This is a genomic window from Desulfurivibrio modestus (genome assembly GCF_044068625.1).
Lineage (GTDB): Bacteria > Desulfobacterota > Desulfobulbia > Desulfobulbales > Desulfurivibrionaceae > Desulfurivibrio.
This window is the reverse complement of sequence record NZ_JBIPKH010000011.1, coordinates 1-23,119: the sequence shown is the minus strand read 5'-3', so window position 1 is coordinate 23,119 and position 23,119 is coordinate 1. Positions and strand designations below refer to the sequence as shown.

Genomic DNA, 23,119 nt, shown 5'->3' with positions numbered 1-23,119 from the left:
AGGGAGAAAACATGGCGGCCACCGCGACCCCTTTTTTCCTCTTTTTTGTTTATCTCTTTTACGGCGCGGCTTTTTTTGCCATCGGAGTGGCCATTGTTTCCCGGCTGAAAACCCTGGCAAATTTACAGCTGGCCGGACTGTTCCGGCTGCTGGCCCTCTTTGCCTTCAGTCACTCCCTGCATGAATGGCTGGAGCTGTTTCTTTTCCTCGAACTGACCATTAACTCCGCCCAACTGCAAGTTCGCCTCTTCAGCCTGCTGCTCCTGTTGCTCTCTTTCCTCTTCCTCTTCGCCTTCGGGATCAACATCCACCACAAACTCAACACCGGCAGCCGTCCCTACCTGATCGGACTGCTGCTGGCGGCCATGGGGTTATTTTTCCTGTTACTGCAAAGTCACCTGGTCCTGCAGAATCAGGAGTACCTCAATGTAATTGATTACAGCATTCGCAAACTGTTCGCCCTGCCCGCCACCCTGCTGGCCGGCAGCGGTTTTATCCTCTACGCTCGCCGTCTGCGCGACCTGAGCAGTAAGGGGGCCGGCAACTTCACCGGAGCCGGCCTGGCCATGCTGGCCTACGGCATCTTCACCGGCCTCTTTCCCTCCACCGCCACCCTGTTGTTGCTGCCGATTCAGCTCTGGCGGGGACTGACCGCCCTGGTTATTCTTCACTTCATCATGTACGCCCTTAATATCTTTCTGGCCCAGCGTGACGCCATGATCAGCGAAAAGCTGCAACGGACCGCCCATGGGGAAAAACTTGGTTCCATCGGTCGCCTGGCCGCGGGGATCGCCCACGAACTCAACAACCCCCTGGCCAACGCCTCCCTCCAAATGGAACTGCTTCGCCAAGACCAGGCCGTTACCGCCCTGCCGGAAAAAAGCCTGGCCCGCCTCCGGACCATCGAGCGTAACGTGGAAAAAACCGCCCAGATCGCCGGCGAATTGCTCTTTTTTGCCGACCGGCGTCAGGAATCAACCCCGGTGGAGGCCGTTAACCTGAAAACCGTAGTCGACCTGGTCTGGCAGGGCCTTTCTCCGCGCCAACAAAACTGCCGACTGGACAACAATCTACCCAATGACTTGCAAATTGAGGGGGTGGCCCTTAAGCTGGAGCAGCTGTTCCGCAATCTGCTGCTGAATGCCCTGGATGCCATGCCCGACGGCGGTGAGATCACGATAAACCTCCAGGAACAGGGGGAGCGGCTAACCATCACCATCCTCGACCGGGGGGAGGGGATCGAACCCGACCAGCAAAACCTGATCATGGAGCCCTTTTTCACCACCAAGGAGGTGGGCAAGGGGACCGGGCTGGGTCTGACCATCTGCTACGGGATTATCTCCCAGCATGGCGGCACCATGGAGATAGCTCCCCGGCCGGACGGCAAGGGAACCGCCGTTACCCTGACCTTTCCCAAACAACGGCGCCAAGGGGGACTAGAACCGCTGTGAACCAGGCCGGGCAAACCATCCTGATCGTTGATGATGATCGAGAACTGCGCGAAACCATCACTGAAATCATGGTGGGGGAGGGGTTTGTCGTTGAGCGCGCGGAAACCGCCGATCAGGCGCTGACCAGGCTGGCCCAGACCCCCTTCGACCTGGTGCTGCTGGATATGATCATGCCGGGAACCGATGGCATGACCGCGATCCATCTGATCAAAAAAGTCGCCCCCAAAACCAGGATCGTGGTGATCACCGCCTTCTCCTCAATCCAGAACGCGGTCCAGGCCATGCAGGAGGGAGCCAATGACTATCTGACCAAACCCTTCAAAATTGAAGCGCTGCTTACCACGGTGCGAAAAAACCTGGCCCAGGCCGGCTTCACCGACGCTTGCCGGGAGGTGAATATCGACGGCATCTTCCAGGGGTTGGCCAATCAGATCCGCCGCCAAATTATCCTGGTCCTTCAGGAAAGTGGCCCCTGCCGCTTTATGGATCTGGTGCGGGCTCTCAAGGTAAGCGATCACACCAAGGTAAATTTTCACCTGAAAGTGCTCAAGGAAACCGGCTTTCTTAAGCAAGATCCGGAAAAAATCTACTCCTTGACCGTCTCGGGAGCCCGGGCGGCCGCTTGCCTGACCATGATCTCCCGCAGCCTTTAACTCACCAGCCGAAAAAATAGAGCAGCACCGCCCCCAGCAGAAGCCGGTAGATCACGAAGGGCTGCATCCCCATCCGCCGAATAAAGGCCAGGAAGTAGTGGATACAGAGGTAGGCGCTGATCCCGGAGAGTACCACCCCCAACCCCAGACTCAACCACTCCACCGCCTCGTCGCCCCGGAGCAGGGAGACAACCTCCAGCCCCATGGCCAGGACAATCACCGGAATCGAGAGCAGAAAGGAGAAACGGCTGGCCGCCTCCCGGCTCAGGCCGAGGAAAAGGGCGGCGGTGATGGTGATGCCCGAACGGGAAGTCCCGGGGATCAGGGCCAGGGCCTGGGCGCAGCCGATGATGGCGATATCTTTCCAGCTCAGGGTGTGTTCGTCCCGGCCGTTGCCATGCTTCCAGTCCGACCAGGCCAAAAGCAGGCCGAAGCCGATCAGACTGAAGGCGATCACCACCGGCGAGCGCCACTCCTCCCCCACCGCGACCTTAAACAGCAACCCGGCCAACCCCACCGGGATGGTGCCCAGCAATACCCCCCAGGCCAAGCGGCTGTCGCCCACGGTTTGCCGGCAGGCCAGCGACCGGCCCCAATCCCGGCCCATCACCGCCAGATCACGGCGAAAATAGGTCACCACCGCGAACAGGCTGCCCAGATGGACGGCGATGTCGAAGCTCAAACCCTGATCCACCCAACCGGTGAGAACCGGCACCAGGATCAGATGGGCCGAGGAGGAGATGGGTAGAAACTCGGTTAGGCCCTGAACCACGGCCAGAATTGCGATCTGCAGTAAATCCATGCCCCATCCTATAATGGGGTGGCAATAAAGATTCAACCAAAAACAGGGGGCGACCGCCAACGTTGTCTTGCCTGTTACCCTTGTCTTGTGGTAGTAATATTTGTTGGATATTGTAACTTTTCGGATTTTAAGGCGGGGGAAACAGTGAGCGACAACGGCCAATTACTTTCATTGGAAATAATGGAGAAGGCGGCGGAGTGTCTGCGCACCCTGGCCCATCCACACCGCCTGCGGATCATCCAGATCCTGCTGGAGCATGACGAATCGGTGGGGGAGCTGGCCCGGGCCTGCGAACTGCCCAGCAACGCGGTGTCGGAGCACCTGCGCATCCTTAAGGATCGGGGTTACCTGCAAAACGAGCGCCAGGGGCGCAAGGTTTTTTACAAAATCGCCGAACCGGCCCTGGCCGACATCATGCACTGCATTGAAAAGCGTTTCGTGCTGGCGCCAGCCCAGGGGGTTGCCAATCTGGAGCTGCTCAACTAAGATCCCGCGATCTCTCCCCCCAGGCAGCAGTTACGGCCGCTGCCCTTGGCCCGGTAGAGGGCCTGATCGGCCAGAGCGAACAGTTCATTGGCCGACTCAACTTCCCGGCTCAACCCACCAATCCCGATACTTACGGTAATTTTGATCGCCGGCCACTCCCCCTCCTCGGAGGAGGAGGCCGGCACCATCACGCTTTCGGCAATGGTCCGGCGCAACTTTTCGGCCAGCTTCAAGGCGGCGGCCTCGGGGGTATGGGGCAGAATAACCAGAATCTCCTCACCGCCGTAACGGGCCACCAGATCGGTTCTGCGCAACTGCCCCTTGATCAGGCCGGCCAGGCTTACCAGAACCCGATCCCCGGCCAGGTGGCCATAAGTGTCATTAACCACCTTGAAGTTATCGATATCGATCAACATGATCGTCAGGGGTAATTCATCACGGTGGGAAAGGAGGATCTCTTCCCGCAGCCGCCGTTCCATATAGCGGCGGTTGAAAATTCCCAGCAGGGGATCGGTGATATTTTCCTGCTCCAACACACAGATCCGCTTGAGATCCAGGGTGGTTTTCAGGGAGAGGAGATTGACCACCAGCACAAAAACCGCGCCGAAAAAGAGGATAAAGGGCACCAGCAGATCAATGGTGCAAAGCGCATCGGTTTTGGCCTGGAGAAAAAAGAGATAACCCAGGTAGCTGGCAAAGAAGAAGAGGATGAAGACGCTAAGAATTTTCCAGCCCGTGCGGAGGTAGGGCCGGGGAAGTTCCCGGATCAGCTTTCTGACCAGAATAAGGGAGGCCAGCTGCAGCAAGGCTCCACTGACAACCAGCGCGATGAGGAGGTAGTCCATGATGGCTGGGTTGGTCCGCCTCGGTCAAATTTCATAAATATATGCTGAGTATTTTTTTCTATTCCATCCCACCCGGTAAGAGTCAATCTTTTTATGCACAATTCCGGTCCCGACCCGCCGCCGGTTTAGGGGGGCGGGCCGGGGCCGAAGTTTAGTTACTTCCCAGCGAAAATTAGAACTTGGCTTCGAAGGTTACATAAACCTGGTCGGCCTTATCCGCCATTAAGACACCCATCGCGGCCGCCTGCTGACGCTCGGCCGCGCTGCCCAGGTCGTAAGGCCGCATATTCCAATCCAGCGAACCGGTGTAGTCATAGCGGTAGTGCTGGTAACCCACCCGGATAAAGGCGTTGCCCAAGGGGGAAACCTGGCGACCGGGGATATCATAGATCCCGTAGATCTCGTAAACGTGACCCCGGGTGGCCAGCTTGGAGGCATAGATATCATCATGCCCCGGGCTCATCCCGATCCAGTATTCGCTGCCGTAGTTGTATTCCAGGCCCAGCTTGACGGGGGCTTGCGGCAGATCGTAACGGGTGCCCACGTAAATGGAGTAACCGTTTTCCGAACTGGTGTTGGGACCGACGGCCATATCACTGAACATCCCGTTCTGGTTGGGGTCGGTCCGACTCCAGCCACCGGCGATGAAGTAGTTCACGCTCTGCACCTTGTCCATATAGAGGGCGGAGGTGTGGTAGATATCACCGACATTGTCGCGAGGGCCCATCATGGCGAAAATGGCCGCTTCCGTCAAAGGATCGGCTATATCGGGGTAGTTGAAGACATCCATGGCAATATAGGACTGCAGGTAGACAAAACGATTGCCCTGATTGTGAATATCCCAGCTGATCCCCATGAAGTCGGTATCTTTGATGGTGGTGCTGCCCAAACCGGACTCAAAGCCGCGGCCGTAGCAGAAACGGATCCGGCCGGGCAGATCGACAAAACTGAACAGCTTGTCGTAGGCATAGCCGATGGTCAGCCCGTCAAAAGGCCAGTCCATGTAGGAAACCGGGGTGGCCATCCGGCGATCTTCGTTCTGACGCAACTGGCTGGGGGGTCCGTCGGTGGTGGGGCGACGGCCGATGGAAAACCAGAAGTTGGTGTCGGCGATATTGTTCCAGTTGACGATGGCCCGATCCACCAGCAGCGTGTTGTCGGACGCCCGCCGGCCGGAGTTGCCGTCGATTCCCGGATAACCGCCGAAGAAACCACCTTCATCATCCGGGGCATTCTGCATCCCCCAGGCCTTGAACATGGCCAGGCGGCCGACAAACTCGACATTGTCCTGAACCTTGGCGTACATATTGAGGCGTAAACGGTTGGTCATCAGGCTGTCGTTCTTTTCGGTCACCGTGGCGTTGGGATTGGCGGCGGTGTAGCGATCCCGGCTGTAGTAATCGTAGCGGCTGCGGAAATCACCCGACCAGTGGAAGCGGGTGCCAATGTCGTGCCAGACCGTCTGGTCAAGGGCGTCAAGCTGGGCCTGCTGCTCGGCCAGCTGCCGCTTCAACTCGGCGATCTCGTTCTCCAGAGTAGCCGCCTCTCCCACCACCGGTAAGGCCAAAAGACCGGTCAGGGCCAACATACTGAACGTTTTCTTCATCTTCTCTTCTCCTCTCACTTGCCAAAGATTTATCACCTGGTGGCAACTCCCCACACGGGGACCACCCCATCAGGGCCGGGCAACCCCTGTTGCCAGACCCAATCCCCATCAAAAGCAATGATCTTTTGTTTATATGTCTAAATATAACGATATGTCAACATAAAAAAACAGGACCCTAACCGTTACCAGGTTACCGAAAACAGACTACCACTAAGTTACGGCGGATTGAAAAAGAAAATTTAAGAGAGGTGGACAATTCCGGAGGGGCCGGGAAGCACTTCCCCGATGATCCCGAAGTCCAGGGGATAGTGGCGTTTAGCCAGGCGGGAGGAGATCCGGTCAATGGTGGCGGGGGGGGCGGCGATCAGCAGGCCGCCGGAGGTTTGGGGATCGTAAAGGGCCATCTCCAGGGGATCGGTTTCCCCCAGGGTGGAGCGGACATACTGGCGGTAGTAGTCGCGGTTGTTGTAAGCCCCCTCGGGGATGATCCCCATGCCGGCAAAATTGAGGGTTTGGGGAAGAATCGGAACCGCCTTGGCGTTCACGTTGATCGCCACCCCCGAGGCGGCGGCCATTTCATACAGGTGGCCCAGCAGGCCGAAACCGGTGATATCGGTGCAGGCGTGGGCCCCGGAGGTAACCATGACCTGGGCGGCCTCCCGGTTGAGCAGGGCCATCACCTGGCCGATCATCTTTTCGAGATCGGCCCCGGCCAGGCCCCCCTTGATGGCGGTGGCCAGGATACCGATCCCCACCGGTTTGGTCAGCAGCAACTGATCGCCGGGTTTGGCCCCGGAGTTGAACAAAACCCGGCTGGGATGGACGGTGCCGGTGAGGGAAAGACCATACTTGATCTCCTCATCCTCGATGGAGTGGCCGCCCACCAGCAGGGCGCCGGCTTCGTTAAGGGTATCCAGCCCCCCCCGCAGGATCTCCTTCAGCACCGCGCAATCCATCTTGCGAATGGGAAAGGCCACCAGGTTCATGGCCAGAAGGGGAGTGCCGCCCATGGCATAGACATCGCTCAGGGCGTTGGCCGCGGCTATCCGACCGAAGAGGTAGGGATCGTCAACAATGGGGGTGAAAAAATCCACCGTCTGGATCAGGGCGGTTTCGTCGTTGAGTCGATAAACCCCGGCGTCCTCGCCGCCCCCGATTCCGGCCAGCAACCGGGGATCGTGGGGCAAGTTCATCCCTGCCAGGATTTGGTCCAGGTCCCCCGGACCCAACTTAGCCGCTCAACCAGCGGCTTTGACGGTGCCGGTCAGCTTTTCCAGCTTCTTCACTTAACCCAACTCCTCTTTGCCCTCCCGGGCGAGCAGGTCGCGGACCGCCTCCCGGCAGGATTTATCTTCATAAAGCACCAAATAAACCTCTTCCAGAATCGGCATCTCCACCCCCATTCGCCGGGCCAGGGCCCGGGCCGAACTGGTGGTCTTGACCCCCTCGGCCACCATCCGCATCTCCGCTAAAATTTCGCCGATTTTCATCCCCCGCCCCAATTTCAGCCCCACCGTGCGGTTGCGGCTGAGATCGCCGGTGCAGGTCAGCACCAGATCGCCCAGGCCGGCCAGGCCGGAGAAGGTGAGGGGCTGGGCCCCCATCTTGACCCCCAGCCGGGTGATCTCGGCCAGCCCCCGGGTGATCAGGGCGGCCCGGGAGTTGGTGCCATAACCCAGCCCGTCGCTGATTCCGGCGGCGATGGCGATAATGTTTTTCAGGGCTCCCCCCAGCTCCTGCCCGATCAGGTCGGTGCCGGCATAAACCCGGAAGCGCTGGGTGAAGAAGAGTTGTTGGAAATAACGGGCGATCTCCTGGTCGGCGGCGGCCACGGTAACGGCGGTGGGCAGCCCTTCGGCCACCTCCCGGGCAAAACTGGGCCCGGCCAGCACCCCCAGGCGGCATTTAAGTTCCGGTCGCTGGGCCAGGGCCAGCTCCTCGGCCATCACCCCGGTCATGGTCAGCAGGGAATCGTTTTCGATCCCCTTGGCGGCGGAGATAATGGCACTGCCGGGCTCAAGATGGGGAACAATCCGCTTAAAGACCGCCCGGAAACCGTGGGAGGGCACCGCCATCACCACCGCCTCGCAGCCCCTGACCAGGGCCGGATCGCTGCCGGGTTCGATATTTTCCAGCAGAGGAAAACCGGGCAGATAGGCCCGGTTTTCCCGCTCCCGGCTCATCTCTTCCACCCGGGCCGGGGTGTGGCTCCACAGGGGAACCCGGTAACCCTTGCGGGCCAGGACTCCGGCCAGGGCGGTGCCCCAGCTGCCGGCCCCGATCACCGCCACCCGGCCGGGATCACCCTTTTCACTCATCTCCGCTCTCGAGCTCGAGTTCGCCCTCATCATCATCGGCCACCGATTCCGCCAGACGATCCAGAGCCACCACCTTTTCCTCCTTGTCCAGGTTAAACAGCCTCACTCCCTGGGTGGTGCGGCCGATCACCCGCAGATCGGTCATGGGCATCCGGATGATCTGGCCCCGATTGGTGATCATCATGATCTGATCGTCGTCGCAGACCTGCAACATTCCCACCACCTGGCCGTTGCGGGCGCTGGCCTTGATCGCCATCACCCCCTTGCCGCCCCGACGGATCAGCCTGAATTCATCCACCCGGGAGCGCTTGCCGTAACCGTTTTCGCACACCACCAGAATGGTTGATTCGGGATCGTGGGAAAGAACCTGGACCCCCACCAGCTCATCTTCGGGGGCCAGATTGATCCCCCGCACGCCGCTGGCGGTGCGGCCCATTGTCCGCACATCATCCTCGTTGAAGCGCACCGCCATCCCCCGCCGGGAGAGGAGCAACACCTCATTGTGGCCGTTGGTCAGGGCCGCGGCCAGGATTTCGTCATCCTCCCGGATGGTCAGGGCGATCTTGCCCCGGCGGATGGGGCGGCTGAATTCGCTTAAAGCGGTCTTCTTGACCACCCCCTTCTTGGTGACCATCAGGATATTGCAGGCCTCGCCCTCGGCCACCTCGAAGGAGGCCACCGGCAGAATGGCGGCCACCTTTTCCTCGGGCCCCAGATCCAGAAGGTTGACCACCGCCTTGCCCCGGGCGGTGCGGCCGGCCTGGGGCAGCTCATAAACCTTGCGCCAGAAGACCCGGCCCTTGTTGGTGAAGAAGAGCAGGGTATCGTGGGTGGAAGCCACCTGCATCCAGCTGATGAAGTCCTCTTCGGTGGTGCCGGCCCCGCGAATCCCCTTGCCGCCCCGCCGCTGGGAGCGGTAGAGATCCACCGGATTACGCTTGATATAGCCGGCGTGGGTGACGGTGACCACCATCTCCTCCCGGGCGATCATATCCTCGGGCAGGATCTCGTCGGGGGCTTCGATGATCTCGGTCCGCCGTTCATCACCATAGGTCTCCCTAATCGCCTCAAACTCCTCGCGGATGATCTTCATCACCAGGGACTCGTCGGCCAGGACCTGGCGCAGCCAGGTGATCTCCCGCATCAGGGCCTCATACTCCTCGATGATCTTTTCCCGTTCCAGGCCGGTCAGGCGATGGAGCCTCATTTCGAGGATGGCCTGGGCCTGAATGGCGCTGAGTCCGAAACGGCTCATCAGCCCCTCCCGGGCCTCCTGGGGGTTGGCCGAGGCCTTGATCAGTTCCACCACCTCGTCCAGGTTGGTGATGGCGATTTTGAGCCCCTCCAGGATATGGGCCTTCTCCTCGGCCTTGCGCAGGTCGTGGGCGGTGCGCCGGTAAACCACGGTCTTGCGGTGGAGCAGGAAGTGCTCCAGGATCTGACGCAGATTCAGGATCTCCGGCCGCATATTGACGATGGAGAGCAGAATCACCCCGAAACTTTTCTGGAGGGGGGTCATCTTGTAGAGCTGATTGAGCACCACGTCGGCGAACTCGTCCTTTTTCAGCTCCAAAACGATCCGCATCCCCTGACGGTCGGACTCATCCCGGACCTCGGAGATGGATTCGATCCTCTTCTCCTTGACCAGCAGGGCGATCTTCTCGATCAGGGAGGCCTTGTTCTGCTGGAAGGGAATTTCGGTGATGATGATCGATTCCCGACCGCTCTTCTGTTTTTCGATATGGGTGCGGGAGCGGATCAGCAGGGAGCCGCGCCCGGTCTCATAAGCCTCGCGAATCCCGGCCCGGCCGCAGATAAAGGCGCCGGTGGGAAAATCGGGCCCGGTGATGATCTCCATCAGGCCGCTGACCGTGATATTGGGATCCTCGATCAGGGCGATCAGGCCGTCGATCACCTCCCGCAGGTTGTGGGGGGGGATATTGGTGGCCATCCCCACCGCGATTCCCGAAGAACCGTTGACCAGCAGGTTGGGAATCCGGGCCGGGAAGACCTGGGGTTCGTTCATCGAATTGTCGTAGGTGGGGATGAAGTCCACCGTCTCTTTTTCCAGGTCGGTTATCATCTCCTGATCGATCCTGGTCATCCGCGCCTCGGTATAACGCATGGCCGCCGGCGGGTCGCCGTCCACCGAACCGAAGTTACCCTGGCCGTCCACCAGGGGATAGCGCATGGAGAAACTCTGGGCCATCCGCACCAGGGTGTCGTAAACCGCCGAGTCGCCATGGGGATGATACTTACCGATCACGTCACCGACGATCCTGGCCGACTTGAGAAAGGGGCGGTTGTGATAGTTGTTCAGCTCCCGCATGGCAAAAAGAACCCGGCGATGCACCGGTTTCAGGCCATCACGAACATCGGGCAGGGCCCGACCGACAATAACGCTCATCGCGTAGTCGAGGTAGGATTTGCGCAACTCCTTTTCGATGGAGATGGAGGGCTGCTCAACCGGGGCGGTGGGAGAGTTGTTGGTCTCTTCAGTCATATCTGTTCAATTTTCCGTTTCTAATTAAATATCAAGAGAGGAAACTTCCAGGGCGTTGGCCTGAATAAATTCGCGGCGGGGCTCAACCTTGTCCCCCATCAGGGTGGTGAAGATTTCGTCGGCCTTTTCCGCGTCCTCGATGTTGACCCGCAGCAGAATCCGGTTTTCGGGATTCATGGTGGTTTCCCACAACTGTTCCGGATTCATCTCACCCAGACCCTTATAGCGCTGGAGCGAGCTGCCCTTGAACGATTCGGCTCGGATCACCGTCAGCAGCTCCCGCCAGGAGGCGACGGCCAGCTCCTGATTTTTCACCATTACCGTAAAACTCTCTCCCAACATGGAACTGATCTTGGGGTACTGCGTCAACACCGCCCGATACTCGGGCATCAAGGGGATCTGGGGGCCAATGGTGGTAAGGAGATGAGCCTTGTCCTTAACCGCCACATCGAACTCATAACAACTGGGCCGCCAGCGGCAGGGCCGGATGTTGCCCAGGATAAACCTGCCGCCGCTCAACCGCTGGTGCAATTCCCCCAGCAGGGTTTCATTCTCAAACTGGTCGGCGGAATGGATATCCTCCTCCACCAGATAGCGCAGCAGCTCCTCCCAGAGATTGAGCCGCTCCAGATAGTCCACCAGCCGCTGGTAGCCGGAAAGATCCCGCAGCAGGGCCACCAGGGCCTCGCCCTCGATGACCCGGCCATCATTGCTGCGCACACTGATTATCTCGCTGGCCTGCTGAAAGAGAAAACGGTTCAATTCCTCATCATCGAGGAAGAACTGCTCCTTTTTCCCTCGGCTGAGCCGATAGAGGGGGGGTTGGCCGATAAAAACCCGGCCCTGTTCCACCAGGGGCAGCATCTGGCGGTAAAAGAAGGTCAAAAGCAGGGTCCGGATATGGGCCCCGTCCACATCGGCGTCGGTCATGATGATGATCTTGTGATAGCGCAGCTTGCTGATATCAAACTCCTCCCGGCCGATTCCGGTGCCCAGGGAGGCGATGATCTGCTTAATCTCCTCGCTGCTCAACACCTTGTCGAAGCGGGCTTTTTCCACATTCATAATTTTGCCCCGCAAGGGCAGGATGGCCTGAAAAACCCGATCCCGGCCCTGTTTGGCGCTGCCGCCGGCCGAATCACCCTCCACCAGGAAAATTTCTCGTTCTTCCGGTTTTTTGGACTGGCATTCGGCCAGTTTGGCGGCCATCATCAGATCCATGCCGCTGCCCTTTTTGCGGGAGAGCTCCTTGGCCCGCCGGGCCGCTTCCCGGGCCCGGGCCGCGTCCACCGCCTTGCCGAGGATCTTTCGCGCTTCCTGGGGATGTTCCTCCAGGTATTGGGAGATCTTCTCGTGGCAGATGGTTTCGACGATTGATTTGACCTCACTGTTGCCCAGCTTGGTTTTGGTCTGACCCTCGAACTGGGGATTGGGCACCCTGACCGAAATTACGCAGGTGATCCCTTCCCTTACATCATCTCCACTTAATTTTTCCCGCAAATTCTTAGGGATGATATCGTCGCTGGCATAGCGGTTGATGCACTTGGTCAGCGCCGCCCGGAAACCCACCACATGGGTGCCGCCCTCCCGGGTGTAGATATTGTTGACGTAGGGAAAGAGCCGCTCGGTATAACCCTCAAAATATTGAAAACTCACCTCAACCTGGACATCGTCCCGTTCTCCCTCGATGAAAACCGGCTCCAGATGCACCGTGGTCCGGTTGCGGTTGAGATACTCGACAAAGGCGTTGATTCCGCCCTTGAAGTGAAATTCATCCTCGGCTCCGGTCCTCTCGTCATGGAGAAGAATTTTGACATTGCGGTTAAGAAAGGCCAGCTCGCGGAGGCGGGCCTGGATGGTTTCATATTTAAACTCAGTGGTCTCCTTGAAGATCTCGGGATCGGGCAGGAAGGTAATCTTGGTGCCGCTATGTTCGGTCTCCCCCACCACCTCGACATCCCCCTCCTTGATGCCATGGTGATAAATCTGGCGGTGAATCTTACCATCCCGCTTGACCTCGGCCACGGTTCGCACACTCAGGGCGTTGACCACCGAAACCCCCACCCCATGCAAACCACCGGAAACTTTGTAGGTGGAGTGGTCGAACTTGCCGCCGGCGTGCAGGGTACACATTACCAGCTCCAGGGCGGAAACCCCCTCGGTGGAATGAATACCCACCGGAATACCCCGGCCGTTATCCTCCACGCTGACACTGCCATCCTTGTGGATGCTCACCCTAATTCGGCTGCAGTGGCCGGCCAGGGCTTCATCGATACTGTTGTCCACCACTTCGTAAACCAGGTGGTGCAACCCCTCTTCGGCGGTGTTGCCGATATACATGGCCGGCCGTTTCCGAACCCCTTCCAGGCCGGAAAGCACTTTGATCTGATCGGCGTCGTAACTGTTTTTCAATATTTCACTCAAGGCGGTCCATCCCTCTGTTTTATTTACCCAATAAACTGAGCCAAATTATCAAACCAGCTGCCACCTAAATTTTCATGGGCATGATTACGCTGAGATATCCGGGATCGTGGTCTCCCTGGATCAAACAAGGGCTCTCCTCGGAATTGATATAGGCCTTGATCATCTCGCTGGCCATCACCTGGAGAGACTCGTAAAAATATTTACCGTTGAAACCAAGCTGCATGGTTTCGCCATCGTACTTGGCCGCCACCTCCTCTTTGGCGCTGCCGAAATCCATATTCTGGGAGGAGAGGGTGACGCTATCCTTTTCGATCAAAAACTGCACCGCGTTAAAGCGATCTTCGGTGAAGATATTGACCCGGCGCAGGGAGTGCATCAGGCTCTTGCGCTCCAAACCGATGAAATTGTTTTTATTTATCACTTTGATAATGCTTTTGTAATCGGGAAAATCTCCACTCATCAGGCGAATAACCAAAGTAAAACTGCCCGCCCGCGCCACCACCTGTTTTTCCTCGATCCCGATGGCCAGGCTCTCTTCGCTGTCACAAATCTTGCGGATCTCCTGCACCCCTTTACGGGGGATCAGAATTACCCGCTCCATCTCCAGGGGGGTCAGATCACCCTCCACCTTCTTCTCCATCATCGAGAGGCGGTGACCGTCGGAAGATACCATGCGCAGAAAATGACCATCTGCCAAAATCTCCTTTTCCAGCAGCAAGCCGGCCAGGTTGAAATTGCCCTCACCCTCCTGGGCCACCGAGTAGATGGTCTTGTCGATCAGATCGGCCATGGTCTCCGAGGCGATGGTGGCCATGTTATCCTCCCGGTAAGGAGGAAAGGCGGGAAACTCTTCCGCCGTAATGCCAGCCAACCGGCAGTCACTGCTGCCGGCAACTATTTTGACCCGACAGTTGTCATGTTCTTCCAAACGGATCTGCTCCGCCTCCGATTCCCGCACCAGTTCAAAAAGTTTGCGGGCCGGCAGGGTAATCTCCCCCGGGGTGATCACCTCGGCCGGAACCCGGCAGCGTAACCCCACCTCCAGGTCGGTGGCGGTGAGGGTCAGACCATCCTGATCCGCTTCCAGCAGCAGATTGGAAAGTACGGCCAGGGTGCCCTTCTTGCCGGTGATGTTCTGGAGAGCGGCAAGGGCGGCAAGGAATTCGGGACGGGGAACATTCAGTGCGATTGCCATGGCGGATCCCTTTTAATAAGTAAAAGAGTTAAAAAGATTAAACTTATGGTTATTAAAGATTGTCAGTTTGTGGAATACCTGAACAAACTCTTAAAAAGACTATTTTTTTTATCAAAAGTCCGCTTGGGGACAATTTCGTGAAAAGTTTTTTTTTCAGTTTTAAACAACTTTTCCACAGTCAATCAACCGCCGGAAAACCGTTTTTGTTAATATCACTGTTTAAAACAAATTAAAATATTGTTTTTAGGTATTATTTATAATAATAACGGCCATGGGAAAAACACCCCTTAATAACCCCTCCATTTTAGCGTAAAAGGGTAAAAAAATAAATAAAAATAAGGAAATAAAGAGGATGATAAATTTTTTTTCACAGCAAAACAAAATGTTAGAAGATATTTTTCTGGAGGCGATGGCCAAAGGGGTTTTTCCAGGGGCGGCAATCGCCGTGGCCCATGGTTTGGCAACTAATCGAAACACCGAAATTAAATGCTTTGGAAAGACCGGTTATCAGGGGGATGAAATAGAGCCGGTGGACTCGGAAACCTTTTATGATCTGGCTTCCTTGACCAAACCCCTGGCCACCCTGCCGGCCCTGCTGGTTTTACTGGCCCGGGGAGAACTTAGTCTTGATGATAAACTTGAAGATCTTTTGCAACGGGAGGTTCCCCGGGAGAAGCGGGCGATCCGTTTACGGCAGCTCTTGGGCCACGGTTCCGGTTTACCGGCCCATCTTCCCTTTTTTGAGCAGTGGACTCCCCTGGCCGTCCAGGAGCAACGGGAGGAGATCAGGGAGCAGGTGATGACCGAAATTCTGGCCCGGCCCCTGCTTTTTACCCCCGGCAGCGCCACCCTCTACAGCGACTTGGGTTATATCCTGGCCGGGATGGTGGTGGAGTTGAAGAGCGGAGAGGATCTGGCCCGATTTGTTGAGAAGCATATTTATGCCCCCCTGGGATTAAGTAACCAGCTTTTTTTCAATCCCCACAACCACCCCCGCCATGTGGCCTATGCCCCCGGGGAGTACTGCTCCTGGCGTCAGCGTCTGTTGCGGGGTGAGGTGGGTGACGAAAACTGCGCCCTTTTGGGGGGAGTGGCCGGTCATGCCGGTTTGTTCGGCAATATCAAGGGGGTGGCGGGGTTGACCTCCTACCTGCTGGATCTCTGGCAGGATCGGGCCCCGGTAAAACTTATGCGGCCCGATGACCTTCAACACTGCCTGGTCAAACAGCAGCTTAAACCCGACACCACCTGGGCTTTGGGGATGGATACCCCTTCGGCCCAGGGTTCATCGGGGGGTGATCTGCTCTCGGCCGACAGTGTCGGCCATCTGGGCTATGCCGGAACCTCTTTCTGGATCGACCCCCACCGCGAACTGGTGATGGTGCTGTTGACCAATCGGGTCCACCCCAGCCGTTTCAATGACCAGATCAAGAAGTTCCGTCCCCTCTTGCACAACACCCTGGTCAACTTCTTGGATCACGGCAAATTGTCAATTTGAAGCCAGTCGCAAAATTTCGGCGATGGTTTTGGCGGGATAAATTTCCCCGATTTCCCAGCGCCGGGCCAGGCCATGGGCGTTGGCGGCGATCATGTCGATATCAGCCGCCGGAATATCGGCCTCCTGGAGGCTCACCGGGCTGCCCAGCCCGGTAAACCATTTTTTCAGGGCCGCAATTCCGGCTCGACCATCATCCAGATTAAAGATCTCTCGGGCAAAGCGCTGGAACTGTTGGGGATTGCGGGGCCGATACCATTCCATCCAGGCGGGAATCACAATGGAAAGTCCGGCCCCATGGGCGATGTTGTAGAGGGCGCTAAGGGAGTGCTCAATCATGTGGTTGGGAAAGGTATAGGGGCCGACGCCGGCCGGGGTCAGTCCGTTCAAGGCCAGGGTGGCGGCCCACATCAGCGAGGCCCGGGCTTCGGGGTCGGCAGGACGCTTCTTGATGGTTTCGGCATCCTCCATGATGGTCTTGATCAACCCCTCCACCAGCCGGTCCTGTAAACGGGTGGCTTCCCCCTGGCCCTCCTTGGTGAAATAGGCCTCGATCAGATGGGCAATGGCGTCCACCGCCCCGTAGGCGGAATAGGCCGGGCTAACACTGTGGGTCAGCTCCGGGTTGAGAATCGAAACCCGGGGGTGGGTGTGGATGCTGCCGATATTGTACTTCTGGCGGGTCTCCTCGTTGGTGATCACCGCGTTGCCGTTCATCTCACTGCCGGTGGCGGCCAGGGTCAGGATGGTGAACACCGGCAGGGCGCAGGTCACCTCCCGGCCCAGAAAAAATTCCCAGATATCCTCTTCGGCCGCCGCTCCCACCGCGATCGCCTTACCCTCATCCAGGACCGAACCGCCACCCACCGCCAGCACCGCCTCCACCCCGCTGCTGCGGGCCAGGGCGATCCCCTCCCGGGTGTGGCTTAAAACCGGGTTGGAGACCACCCCGCCAAACTCGACAAAACCGATGCCGCTCCCATTGAGGGAAGCGATCACCCGATCGAGGAGACCACTTTGGCGGGCCGATTCCCGGCCGTAAAGCAGCAGGACATTGCCGATGCCGACGGCTTTGAGTTCGGCGCCGATCTGCGTTTCGGCTCCGCGGCCGAAGATAATTTTAGTCGGGTTATGAAAAACAAAATCGTGCATCGCTAAACTCCTCCAACTCAGTTCAGTTTCTCGTTTTCATGGTAAAGATGGACATCCCGCTGGGGAAAGGGGATGGAGATCCCTTCCCGGTCGAAGGCCTGTTTGATCTTTTCGATCAACTCAAAACGGACCGGCCAATAATCCGAGGTGTTGACCCAGGGGCGGGCGACGATATTGACGCTGCTGTCCGCCAGTTCGGAAACGGCGATCAGGGGAGCCGGCTCCCGATGAACCCGGGGCTCGGCGGTGATGATGCCGGTGATGATCTCCTTGGCCTTGCCGGTATCGTCGCCATAACTGATTCCAAAGAGCAGATCCAACCGGCGGGTGGGGTGGGCGGTGACGTTGGTGATTACGTTGCCCATGATGGCGCCGTTGGGCACCACCACCTTCTGGTTGTCCGGGGTGGTCAGTTCGGTGTTGAAGATGGAGATCTCCTTCACCGTACCGGAAACCCCGCCGGCGGTGATGAAATCGCCCAGCTTGAAGGGGCGGAAGAGAATCAGCATCACCCCGGCGGAGAAGTTGCCCAACGAATCCTTCAAGGCCAGGCCCACGGCCAGGCCGGCGACCCCCAGCAGGGCCAGGAATGAGGTGGTGTTGATTCCCAGCCGATCCAGGGCCGCCAGGACCACCGCCGCCAGCAGGGCGTAATAAGCGACATTTTTCAAAAACTTAACCAGGGTGGCCTCCACCCCTCGCTGTTCCATGAACCGGCCCAGAAAACGGCTGATAAACCTGGCCGCCGCCTTTCCCACCAGAAAGATCAGCAGGGCGGCAAGCAGGTTGATCAATAAACCCGTGGCAGGCTCGAGAAGGGAGGTAAGCTGATCCATGGCGATGGTTTACCGACCAAAAATTAGTAAAAAAAGCGGGTAAAAAGGAGGACTCTTCAGCCACCATATTATGGGCGGTTGGCGACTGTCAAGCTCCTTGTCGGCGAGTTTCCCCGGCCTTCAATCCTTGCCCGGCCAGGAATTTTCGGGTTACTTTGCACTCCTTCCCAAGGATTTTAAAAAAGAGGAGGTTGATATGTTTTTTCGTGCCGCAGCAATTTCGTCCGCTCTCCTGCTGGGGATTTTTCCCCTGTCGGCGGCGGCGGAGGAAAACCGGGAAGATTCGCTCACCCTGGCGGTCACCGAAGATAAACCGCGCCGATGGAGCTACGAGGCGGGCCTGGATCTGATGGGCCGGGAGGGCAATGTGCGGGAGTTCGGCCTGGGGATCAACCTGGGGGCCACCCTGAGCGGAGCCGACGACACCCTGAAACTGGTGGGTGAACTGGAGAACCGTGAGTCAGAAGGGGAGAAAACCGCCGACAGCGTGATGGGCAGCCTTGATTACGAAGCCTTCTTCAGCGAGCGGATCGGCTGGTATTTCCGCACCGCCCTGGAGCGGGACAAGGTGGACCTGGTTGATCTGCGCTCCACCAGTTCGGCCGGTTTATCCTATCGAATCTTCAAGAGGGAGGAGCACCGCCTGGTGTTCCGGGCCGGTCTCGGTTACCGCTATACCGAATATGAAGGTCCCCATGAAGATGACTCCGACCCCACCCTGGACCTGGGTCTCTTCCACCGCTACACCCTGGACCAACGCTTGAAATGGCTCAACGAGCTGACCTATTCTCCCAGCCTTTCCCAAATGGCCGACGACTACCGGCTGATCCATGAAAGCTCCCTGGAGATGCCGGTGGGGCTGGGCGACTTCTGGTCCCTGCGGACGGGGGTACGCAACGAATACGACAGCCGCCCGGCCGGCGAGAAGCGACTGGACACCAGCTACTTCATGCGGCTGATCCTGAAGTGGGGGGAGTAGCCGGGTCGGAGTCGGGGCGGTATCTCTCCAGCAGTTGCAGTTCGATGGGTTTGCTGGCCTCGCCGAAATAGAGGGTGCGGTGGGGGAAGGGAATTTCGATGCCGTTTTGGTCGAAGGCCAGCTTGACCCGACGGAGGTATTCCCGCCCCACCGCCCACTGGCGGATCGGCCTGGTCTTGATCCGGCCCTTGATCACCACCGAGGAATCAGCAAACTTATCCACCCCGAAAATTTCCGGCTCCTCCAGCATCAGGGGGCCGATCTCCGGATCGGCCTTCAACTCCTCACCCACCTTTTTCATCACCGCCATCACCTGATCGGTGTTCTCCTTGTAGGCCACCCCGATGTCGAAGATATAAGCCGACCAGTCGTTGGTCATGTTGCTCAGGGTGGTTACGGTGCCGTTGGGAAAGATATGGACCACGCCACCCAGATCCCGCAGCACCAGGGTCCGGAAATTGACCCTCTCCACCAGGCCGCCGGTGCCGTTGACCACCGCCACATCCCCCACCCGGACCTGATTTTCCAGGATAAAAAAGAAACCGGCAATCACGTCGCGAACCAGGTGCTGGGCGCCAAACCCCAGGGCCAGGCCGAGGATACCGGCCCCGGCTAAAATCGGAGCGATATCCAGCCCCAGTTCCCGCAGAATGATCAGCCCCACCGTGATCGTAATGGCTATCAGGGCGGCCTGGCGAACCAGGCGAATCAAAGTTTCCACCCGTTTGGCCGCCTCGCTGGGCGGCTCTCCCTCCTTTCTGCCCTGCTCCAGCAGGCGCTGCTCCAAATTTTTCAGTCCCTTGCGGATCAGCAGCATTACCCCCCAGGCAACCAGCAGAATCAGCATGATCCGGATGCTGGTGGTGACAATATCATCCCAGCTGATACCTTGCAGATACCGTCCGATAAGTTCCATGTTGCCCTCGTGAGGTTGTGGGTTACTGGTTGATGGCGGCGAGAAATTGGGCTCCGTAGCGTTGCAGTTTGTGTTGGCCCACCCCGTGGATCTCCAGGAAGGCGGCTTCGCCGGCGGGGCGTTGGGTCACCATGGCGACCAGGGCGGCATCGCTGAAGACCACAAAGGGGGGCACTCCGTCCCGCTCGGCGATCTCCTTGCGCAAGCGGCGCAGGTTCTCGAAAAGGGCTTGCCCCGCTGGGTCAAGGCGACCCGGCGCATCCTCGATCCCCCGTCCGGCTCCCGGCCGATAGCGTCCGGCCGGAACAGCCCTCTCCGCCACCGGTCGGGGGCGGGGCCGCCCCATCTCCAGGCTGCTCTCCCCCCGCAACAGGGGGCGGCTGGTGGGGGTAAGTTTCAACACCGAATAGCTGCCCACATCCTGCTCCACATAACCCAGATGGATCAGGTGGCGCAGCAGGGCGGCCCAGTAGTCTTTGTCCCGGTCGGCCCCGATCCCGTAAGTGGAAAGGCGGTCGTGACCCAGCTCCAGCAGCCGCCGGTTTTTTGAACCCCGCAACACCTCGATCACATGGGTCATCCCGAACCGCTGCCCCACCCGGAAGATACAGGAGAGGGCCTTGCGGGCGTCCTCGGTGACATCCACCATCTCCGGGGGGTTAAGGCAGGTGTCGCAGTTGCCGCAATCCTGGGCCAGGTTCTCCCCGAAATAACCCAGCAACACCCGGCGGCGGCAGCCGCAGGCCTGGGCAAAACCCACCATGGCGTTGAGTTTGTGGCTTTCGATCCGGCGCCGTTCCTCGTTATCACTGTTGTCGATCAGGCCGCGGGCCAACGCCACATCGCCAAAGCCGAAGAGCAGCAGGGCCTCGGCCTCCAGGCCGTCACGGCCGGCCCGGCCGGTCTCCTGGTAGTAGCCCTCGATATTCTTGGGGATATCGTAATGGACCACGTAGCGGATATTGGATTTATCGATCCCCATCCCGAAGGCCACCGTGGCCACGATGATCAGGGTATCGTCGCGAAGAAAGGCCTCCTGAGCGCTCTCCCGCTCCTCGGCGGGCAGGCCGGCATGGTAGCTGCGGGCGCTAAAGCCGGCGGCGTTGAGCTTGGCGGTGAGCTGCTCCACCCGTTTCCGGCTGAGGCAGTAGATGATCCCCGCCTCCTTTTGGCGATCCTCCAGGAAGGTGGTGAGCTGGCGGAAGGGATTTTTTTTCTCCAGCACCGTGTAGCGAATATTGGGCCGGTCGAAACTGGTGAGATAGCAGCGGGCGTTCTCCAACCCCAGGCGGGCCAGAATATCCTTGCGGGTGTGGGGCTCGGCGGTGGCGGTCAGGGCGATGATCGGGACGGCGGGGAACTGCTGCCGCAGTCGGCCCAGCTGAATATATTCCGGGCGGAAATCGTGGCCCCACTGGGAGACGCAGTGGGCCTCGTCGATGGCGAAGAGGGCGATGGACAGCTCCGAGAGCCGGGCCAGAAAATCGCTGTTCATCAGCCGTTCGGGGGCCACATAGAGCAGATCCAGCTCGCCGGCGTGCATTCGGGCCAGGACCTGGCGGGCCTCCCCGGCCTGAAGCGAGGAGTTGTAAAAAGCCGCCTTCAGGCCATGGACCCGGAGGGCGTCGACCTGATCCTTCATCAGCGAAATCAGGGGAGAAACCACGATGGCCACCCCCGGCCGGTGCAGGGCCGGGATCTGGTAGCACAGCGACTTGCCCCCGCCGGTGGGCATCAGGACAAAGGCGTCCCGGCCCCCGATCAGCGCCTCGATGATCTCCCGCTGGTGGGGGCGGAAGGTTGTAAAGCCGAAAATATCCCGCAGGGACTGGTCGATCTTGCTCATTTGGCCAGGTTTTTTCTGATCCGGCTGACCGCCTCCTCCACGTTTTCCCGCTGGCCGAAGGCCGACAGCCGGAAATAACCCTCGCCGCTGGGGCCGAAACCGGAGCCGGGGGTGCCCACCACATGGCACTCGTTGAGCAGTTTATCGAAGAACTCCCACGAAGAGATGCCCTCCGGGGTCCGCAGCCAGATATAGGGGGCGTTGGTGCCGCCGTAACAGGTGATCCCGGCGGCGCTGAGCCCTTCGCGGATCAGACGGGCGTTTTCCAGGTAGTAGTTGATGATCTCCTGGTTCTGGCGCCACCCCTCGGCGGAATAGACCGCCTGGGCGGCCCGTTGCACCGGGTAGGAGACCCCGTTGAATTTGGTGGACTGGCGGCGGTTCCAGAGTTTGTTCAACCCCACCTTCTCCCCCCGGGCGGTTTTGCCGGTCAGGGCCTCGGGCACCACGGTGAAGGCGCAGCGCACCCCGGTGAAGCCGGCGGTTTTGGAGAAGGAGCGGAACTCGATGGCGCACCGTTCCGCCCCCTCAAGCTCATAGATCGAATGGGGGATGGCCGGATCGGTGATAAAGGCCTCGTAGGCGGCATCGAAAAAGATGATCGCCTCGTTGGCCAGGGCGTAGTCCACCCACTTTTGCAGCTCCGCCTTGCCGGCCACCGCCCCGGTGGGGTTGTTGGGAAAACAGAGATAGATCAGATCGACCTTTTCCGTGGGCAGGGGCGGGGTGAAGTTGTTCTCCGCCGTGCAGGGGATATAGACGATCCCGTCGTAATAGCCCCGGCTGTCGGCCTCGCCGGTGCGGCCCACCATGACGTTGGTGTCGTTGTAGACCGGATAGACCGGATCGCCGATGGCCACTTTGTTGCCCAGGTCGAAGATATCGAGAATGTTGCCGCAGTCGCACTTGGAGCCGTCGGAGATGAAAATTTCCGAGCGCTTGAGCTTGACCCCCCGGGGAGCGAACGCCTTCTCGATGATGGTGTCGATCAGCCACTCGTAACCCTGCTCGGGGCCGTAACCCATGAAGGAGTCAACCCGGGTGAGGTCGTCGATTCCCCGGTGAAAGGCCTCGATCACCGCCGGGGCCAGGGGCCGGGTGACATCGCCGATCCCCAGCCGGATCACCTTGGCCTCGGGGTTGGCTTCGGTGAACATTTTGATCCGCCGGCCGATTTCGGGAAAGAGGTAACCGGCCTTGAGTTTGAGATAGTTGTCGTTGATCCGTGCCATACCAGAAAAGCCTCCAGCAAAAATGATGACCTTGCAAAAACCCACCAAACGTGTTGGTCGGCCATGCGAAAATAAGCAGTTACAAAGAGCGCCCTGTCGTCGTCGCGGCTTTTTATCGGCAATGCTGCCGATGACTGACAGCGACGTCGACAAAAATTGGGGTTGAAAGGGGTACTAACCATAAAAGCCCGATCTGTTTATGTCAAGCCGGGCTCAGAAAAGTTAAAAGGCCATCCCCAGGCTGAAATGAATCACGAAATCGGGTTCGTGGCGGTCGGCCCGGCGGTCGGGGTTGAAGGCGAAATCGAGCCGGGCCGGGCCCACCGGCAACAGATACTGGATCCCGGCCCCCAGGCCGGGGCGAAAATCCTTGAAGTAAT

At 58.9% G+C, this 23,119-nt stretch carries 19 protein-coding genes; 5 read left to right on the top strand and 14 right to left on the bottom strand.

Going from position 1 to position 23,119, the window contains the following annotated elements; genetic code table 11:
• Positions 1-11: 11 nt before the first annotated feature.
• Both ACHHRT_RS08195 and ACHHRT_RS08190 read left to right on the top strand, forming a co-directional pair.
• Complete coding sequence (locus ACHHRT_RS08195; protein ID WP_395499281.1) at positions 12-1,451, top strand: sensor histidine kinase; 1,440 nt, start codon at positions 12-14, stop codon at positions 1,449-1,451.
• Positions 1,448-2,104: a response regulator gene (locus tag ACHHRT_RS08190; RefSeq protein WP_395499280.1), complete on the top strand. Its 657-nt coding sequence runs from the start codon at positions 1,448-1,450 to the stop codon at positions 2,102-2,104. Before ACHHRT_RS08195 ends, ACHHRT_RS08190 begins: the two co-directional genes overlap by 4 nt.
• A 1-nt stretch (position 2,105) precedes the next feature.
• Here ACHHRT_RS08190 and ACHHRT_RS08185 read toward each other — a convergent pair whose 3' ends face one another.
• Positions 2,106-2,906, bottom strand: a complete 801-nt coding sequence (locus tag ACHHRT_RS08185; RefSeq protein WP_395499279.1) for an undecaprenyl-diphosphate phosphatase — start codon at positions 2,904-2,906, stop codon at positions 2,106-2,108.
• A gap of 180 nt (positions 2,907-3,086) precedes the next feature.
• Between ACHHRT_RS08185 and ACHHRT_RS08180 the strand changes: the two genes are divergently transcribed.
• The gene (locus tag ACHHRT_RS08180) at positions 3,087-3,392 is read left to right on the top strand and encodes an ArsR/SmtB family transcription factor (RefSeq protein ID WP_395499278.1); all 306 of its coding nucleotides are present in this window, start codon (positions 3,087-3,089) and stop codon (positions 3,390-3,392) included.
• On the opposite strand, the gene ACHHRT_RS08175 is transcribed toward ACHHRT_RS08180, so the two are convergent.
• The 7 genes from ACHHRT_RS08175 to dnaN all read right to left on the bottom strand — a co-directional run bounded on the left by ACHHRT_RS08175 (position 3,389) and on the right by dnaN (position 14,283).
• Positions 3,389-4,237, bottom strand: coding sequence for a GGDEF domain-containing protein (locus ACHHRT_RS08175; RefSeq protein WP_395499277.1), 849 nt, complete (start codon positions 4,235-4,237; stop codon positions 3,389-3,391). The genes ACHHRT_RS08180 and ACHHRT_RS08175 overlap by 4 nt on opposite strands.
• A gap of 172 nt (positions 4,238-4,409) precedes the next feature.
• Positions 4,410-5,843, bottom strand: a complete 1,434-nt coding sequence (locus tag ACHHRT_RS08170) for a DUF3373 domain-containing protein (protein ID WP_395499276.1) — start codon at positions 5,841-5,843, stop codon at positions 4,410-4,412.
• Positions 5,844-6,082: 239 nt separating this feature from the next.
• The gene (gene selD, locus ACHHRT_RS08165) at positions 6,083-7,129 is read right to left on the bottom strand and encodes a selenide, water dikinase SelD (RefSeq protein ID WP_395499275.1); all 1,047 of its coding nucleotides are present in this window, start codon (positions 7,127-7,129) and stop codon (positions 6,083-6,085) included.
• A complete protein-coding gene (locus ACHHRT_RS08160; RefSeq protein ID WP_395499274.1) occupies positions 7,130-8,161 on the bottom strand; it encodes an NAD(P)H-dependent glycerol-3-phosphate dehydrogenase in 1,032 nt (343 codons plus the stop codon).
• Positions 8,154-10,664, bottom strand: a complete 2,511-nt coding sequence (gyrA, locus tag ACHHRT_RS08155) for a DNA gyrase subunit A (protein ID WP_395499273.1) — start codon at positions 10,662-10,664, stop codon at positions 8,154-8,156. Before gyrA ends, ACHHRT_RS08160 begins: the two co-directional genes overlap by 8 nt.
• A 24-nt stretch (positions 10,665-10,688) precedes the next feature.
• Entirely contained in the window at positions 10,689-13,088 is a 2,400-nt protein-coding gene (gyrB, locus tag ACHHRT_RS08150) for a DNA topoisomerase (ATP-hydrolyzing) subunit B (RefSeq protein WP_395499272.1), read from the bottom strand.
• Positions 13,089-13,152: 64 nt separating this feature from the next.
• Positions 13,153-14,283 carry a DNA polymerase III subunit beta gene (dnaN, locus tag ACHHRT_RS08145; protein WP_395499271.1) on the bottom strand — a complete coding sequence of 377 codons (1,131 nt, stop codon included), beginning with the start codon at positions 14,281-14,283 and terminating at the stop codon, positions 13,153-13,155.
• A gap of 382 nt (positions 14,284-14,665) precedes the next feature.
• Between dnaN and ACHHRT_RS08140 the strand changes: the two genes are divergently transcribed.
• Complete coding sequence (locus ACHHRT_RS08140) at positions 14,666-15,781, top strand: serine hydrolase domain-containing protein (protein ID WP_395499270.1); 1,116 nt, start codon at positions 14,666-14,668, stop codon at positions 15,779-15,781.
• On the opposite strand, the gene ACHHRT_RS08135 is transcribed toward ACHHRT_RS08140, so the two are convergent.
• Positions 15,773-16,930, bottom strand: a complete 1,158-nt coding sequence (locus ACHHRT_RS08135) for an iron-containing alcohol dehydrogenase (protein ID WP_395499269.1) — start codon at positions 16,928-16,930, stop codon at positions 15,773-15,775. The two genes, ACHHRT_RS08140 and ACHHRT_RS08135, sit on opposite strands and share 9 nt — an antisense overlap.
• Positions 16,931-16,947: 17 nt before the next feature.
• Positions 16,948-17,766 (bottom strand): mechanosensitive ion channel family protein, encoded by an 819-nt coding sequence (locus tag ACHHRT_RS08130; RefSeq protein WP_395499268.1) that lies wholly within the window; start codon positions 17,764-17,766, stop codon positions 16,948-16,950.
• 196 nt (positions 17,767-17,962) lie between these two features.
• Between ACHHRT_RS08130 and ACHHRT_RS08125 the strand changes: the two genes are divergently transcribed.
• Positions 17,963-18,745, top strand: coding sequence for a DUF481 domain-containing protein (locus ACHHRT_RS08125; RefSeq protein WP_395499267.1), 783 nt, complete (start codon positions 17,963-17,965; stop codon positions 18,743-18,745).
• Here the strand turns inward: ACHHRT_RS08125 and ACHHRT_RS08120 are convergent.
• From ACHHRT_RS08120 to ACHHRT_RS08105, 4 genes are all read right to left on the bottom strand, one after another.
• Complete coding sequence (locus ACHHRT_RS08120) at positions 18,714-19,661, bottom strand: mechanosensitive ion channel family protein (RefSeq protein WP_395499266.1); 948 nt, start codon at positions 19,659-19,661, stop codon at positions 18,714-18,716. The two genes, ACHHRT_RS08125 and ACHHRT_RS08120, sit on opposite strands and share 32 nt — an antisense overlap.
• Before the next feature lie 22 nt (positions 19,662-19,683).
• Positions 19,684-21,507 carry a DNA helicase RecQ gene (gene recQ, locus ACHHRT_RS08115; protein WP_395499265.1) on the bottom strand — a complete coding sequence of 608 codons (1,824 nt, stop codon included), beginning with the start codon at positions 21,505-21,507 and terminating at the stop codon, positions 19,684-19,686.
• The gene (locus ACHHRT_RS08110) at positions 21,504-22,739 is read right to left on the bottom strand and encodes an LL-diaminopimelate aminotransferase (RefSeq protein ID WP_395499264.1); all 1,236 of its coding nucleotides are present in this window, start codon (positions 22,737-22,739) and stop codon (positions 21,504-21,506) included. The genes recQ and ACHHRT_RS08110 overlap by 4 nt, the downstream gene beginning before the upstream one ends.
• Positions 22,740-22,961: 222 nt before the next feature.
• The coding region (locus tag ACHHRT_RS08105) for a BamA/TamA family outer membrane protein (protein WP_395499343.1) at positions 22,962-23,119 on the bottom strand (158 nt) is incomplete at its 5' end.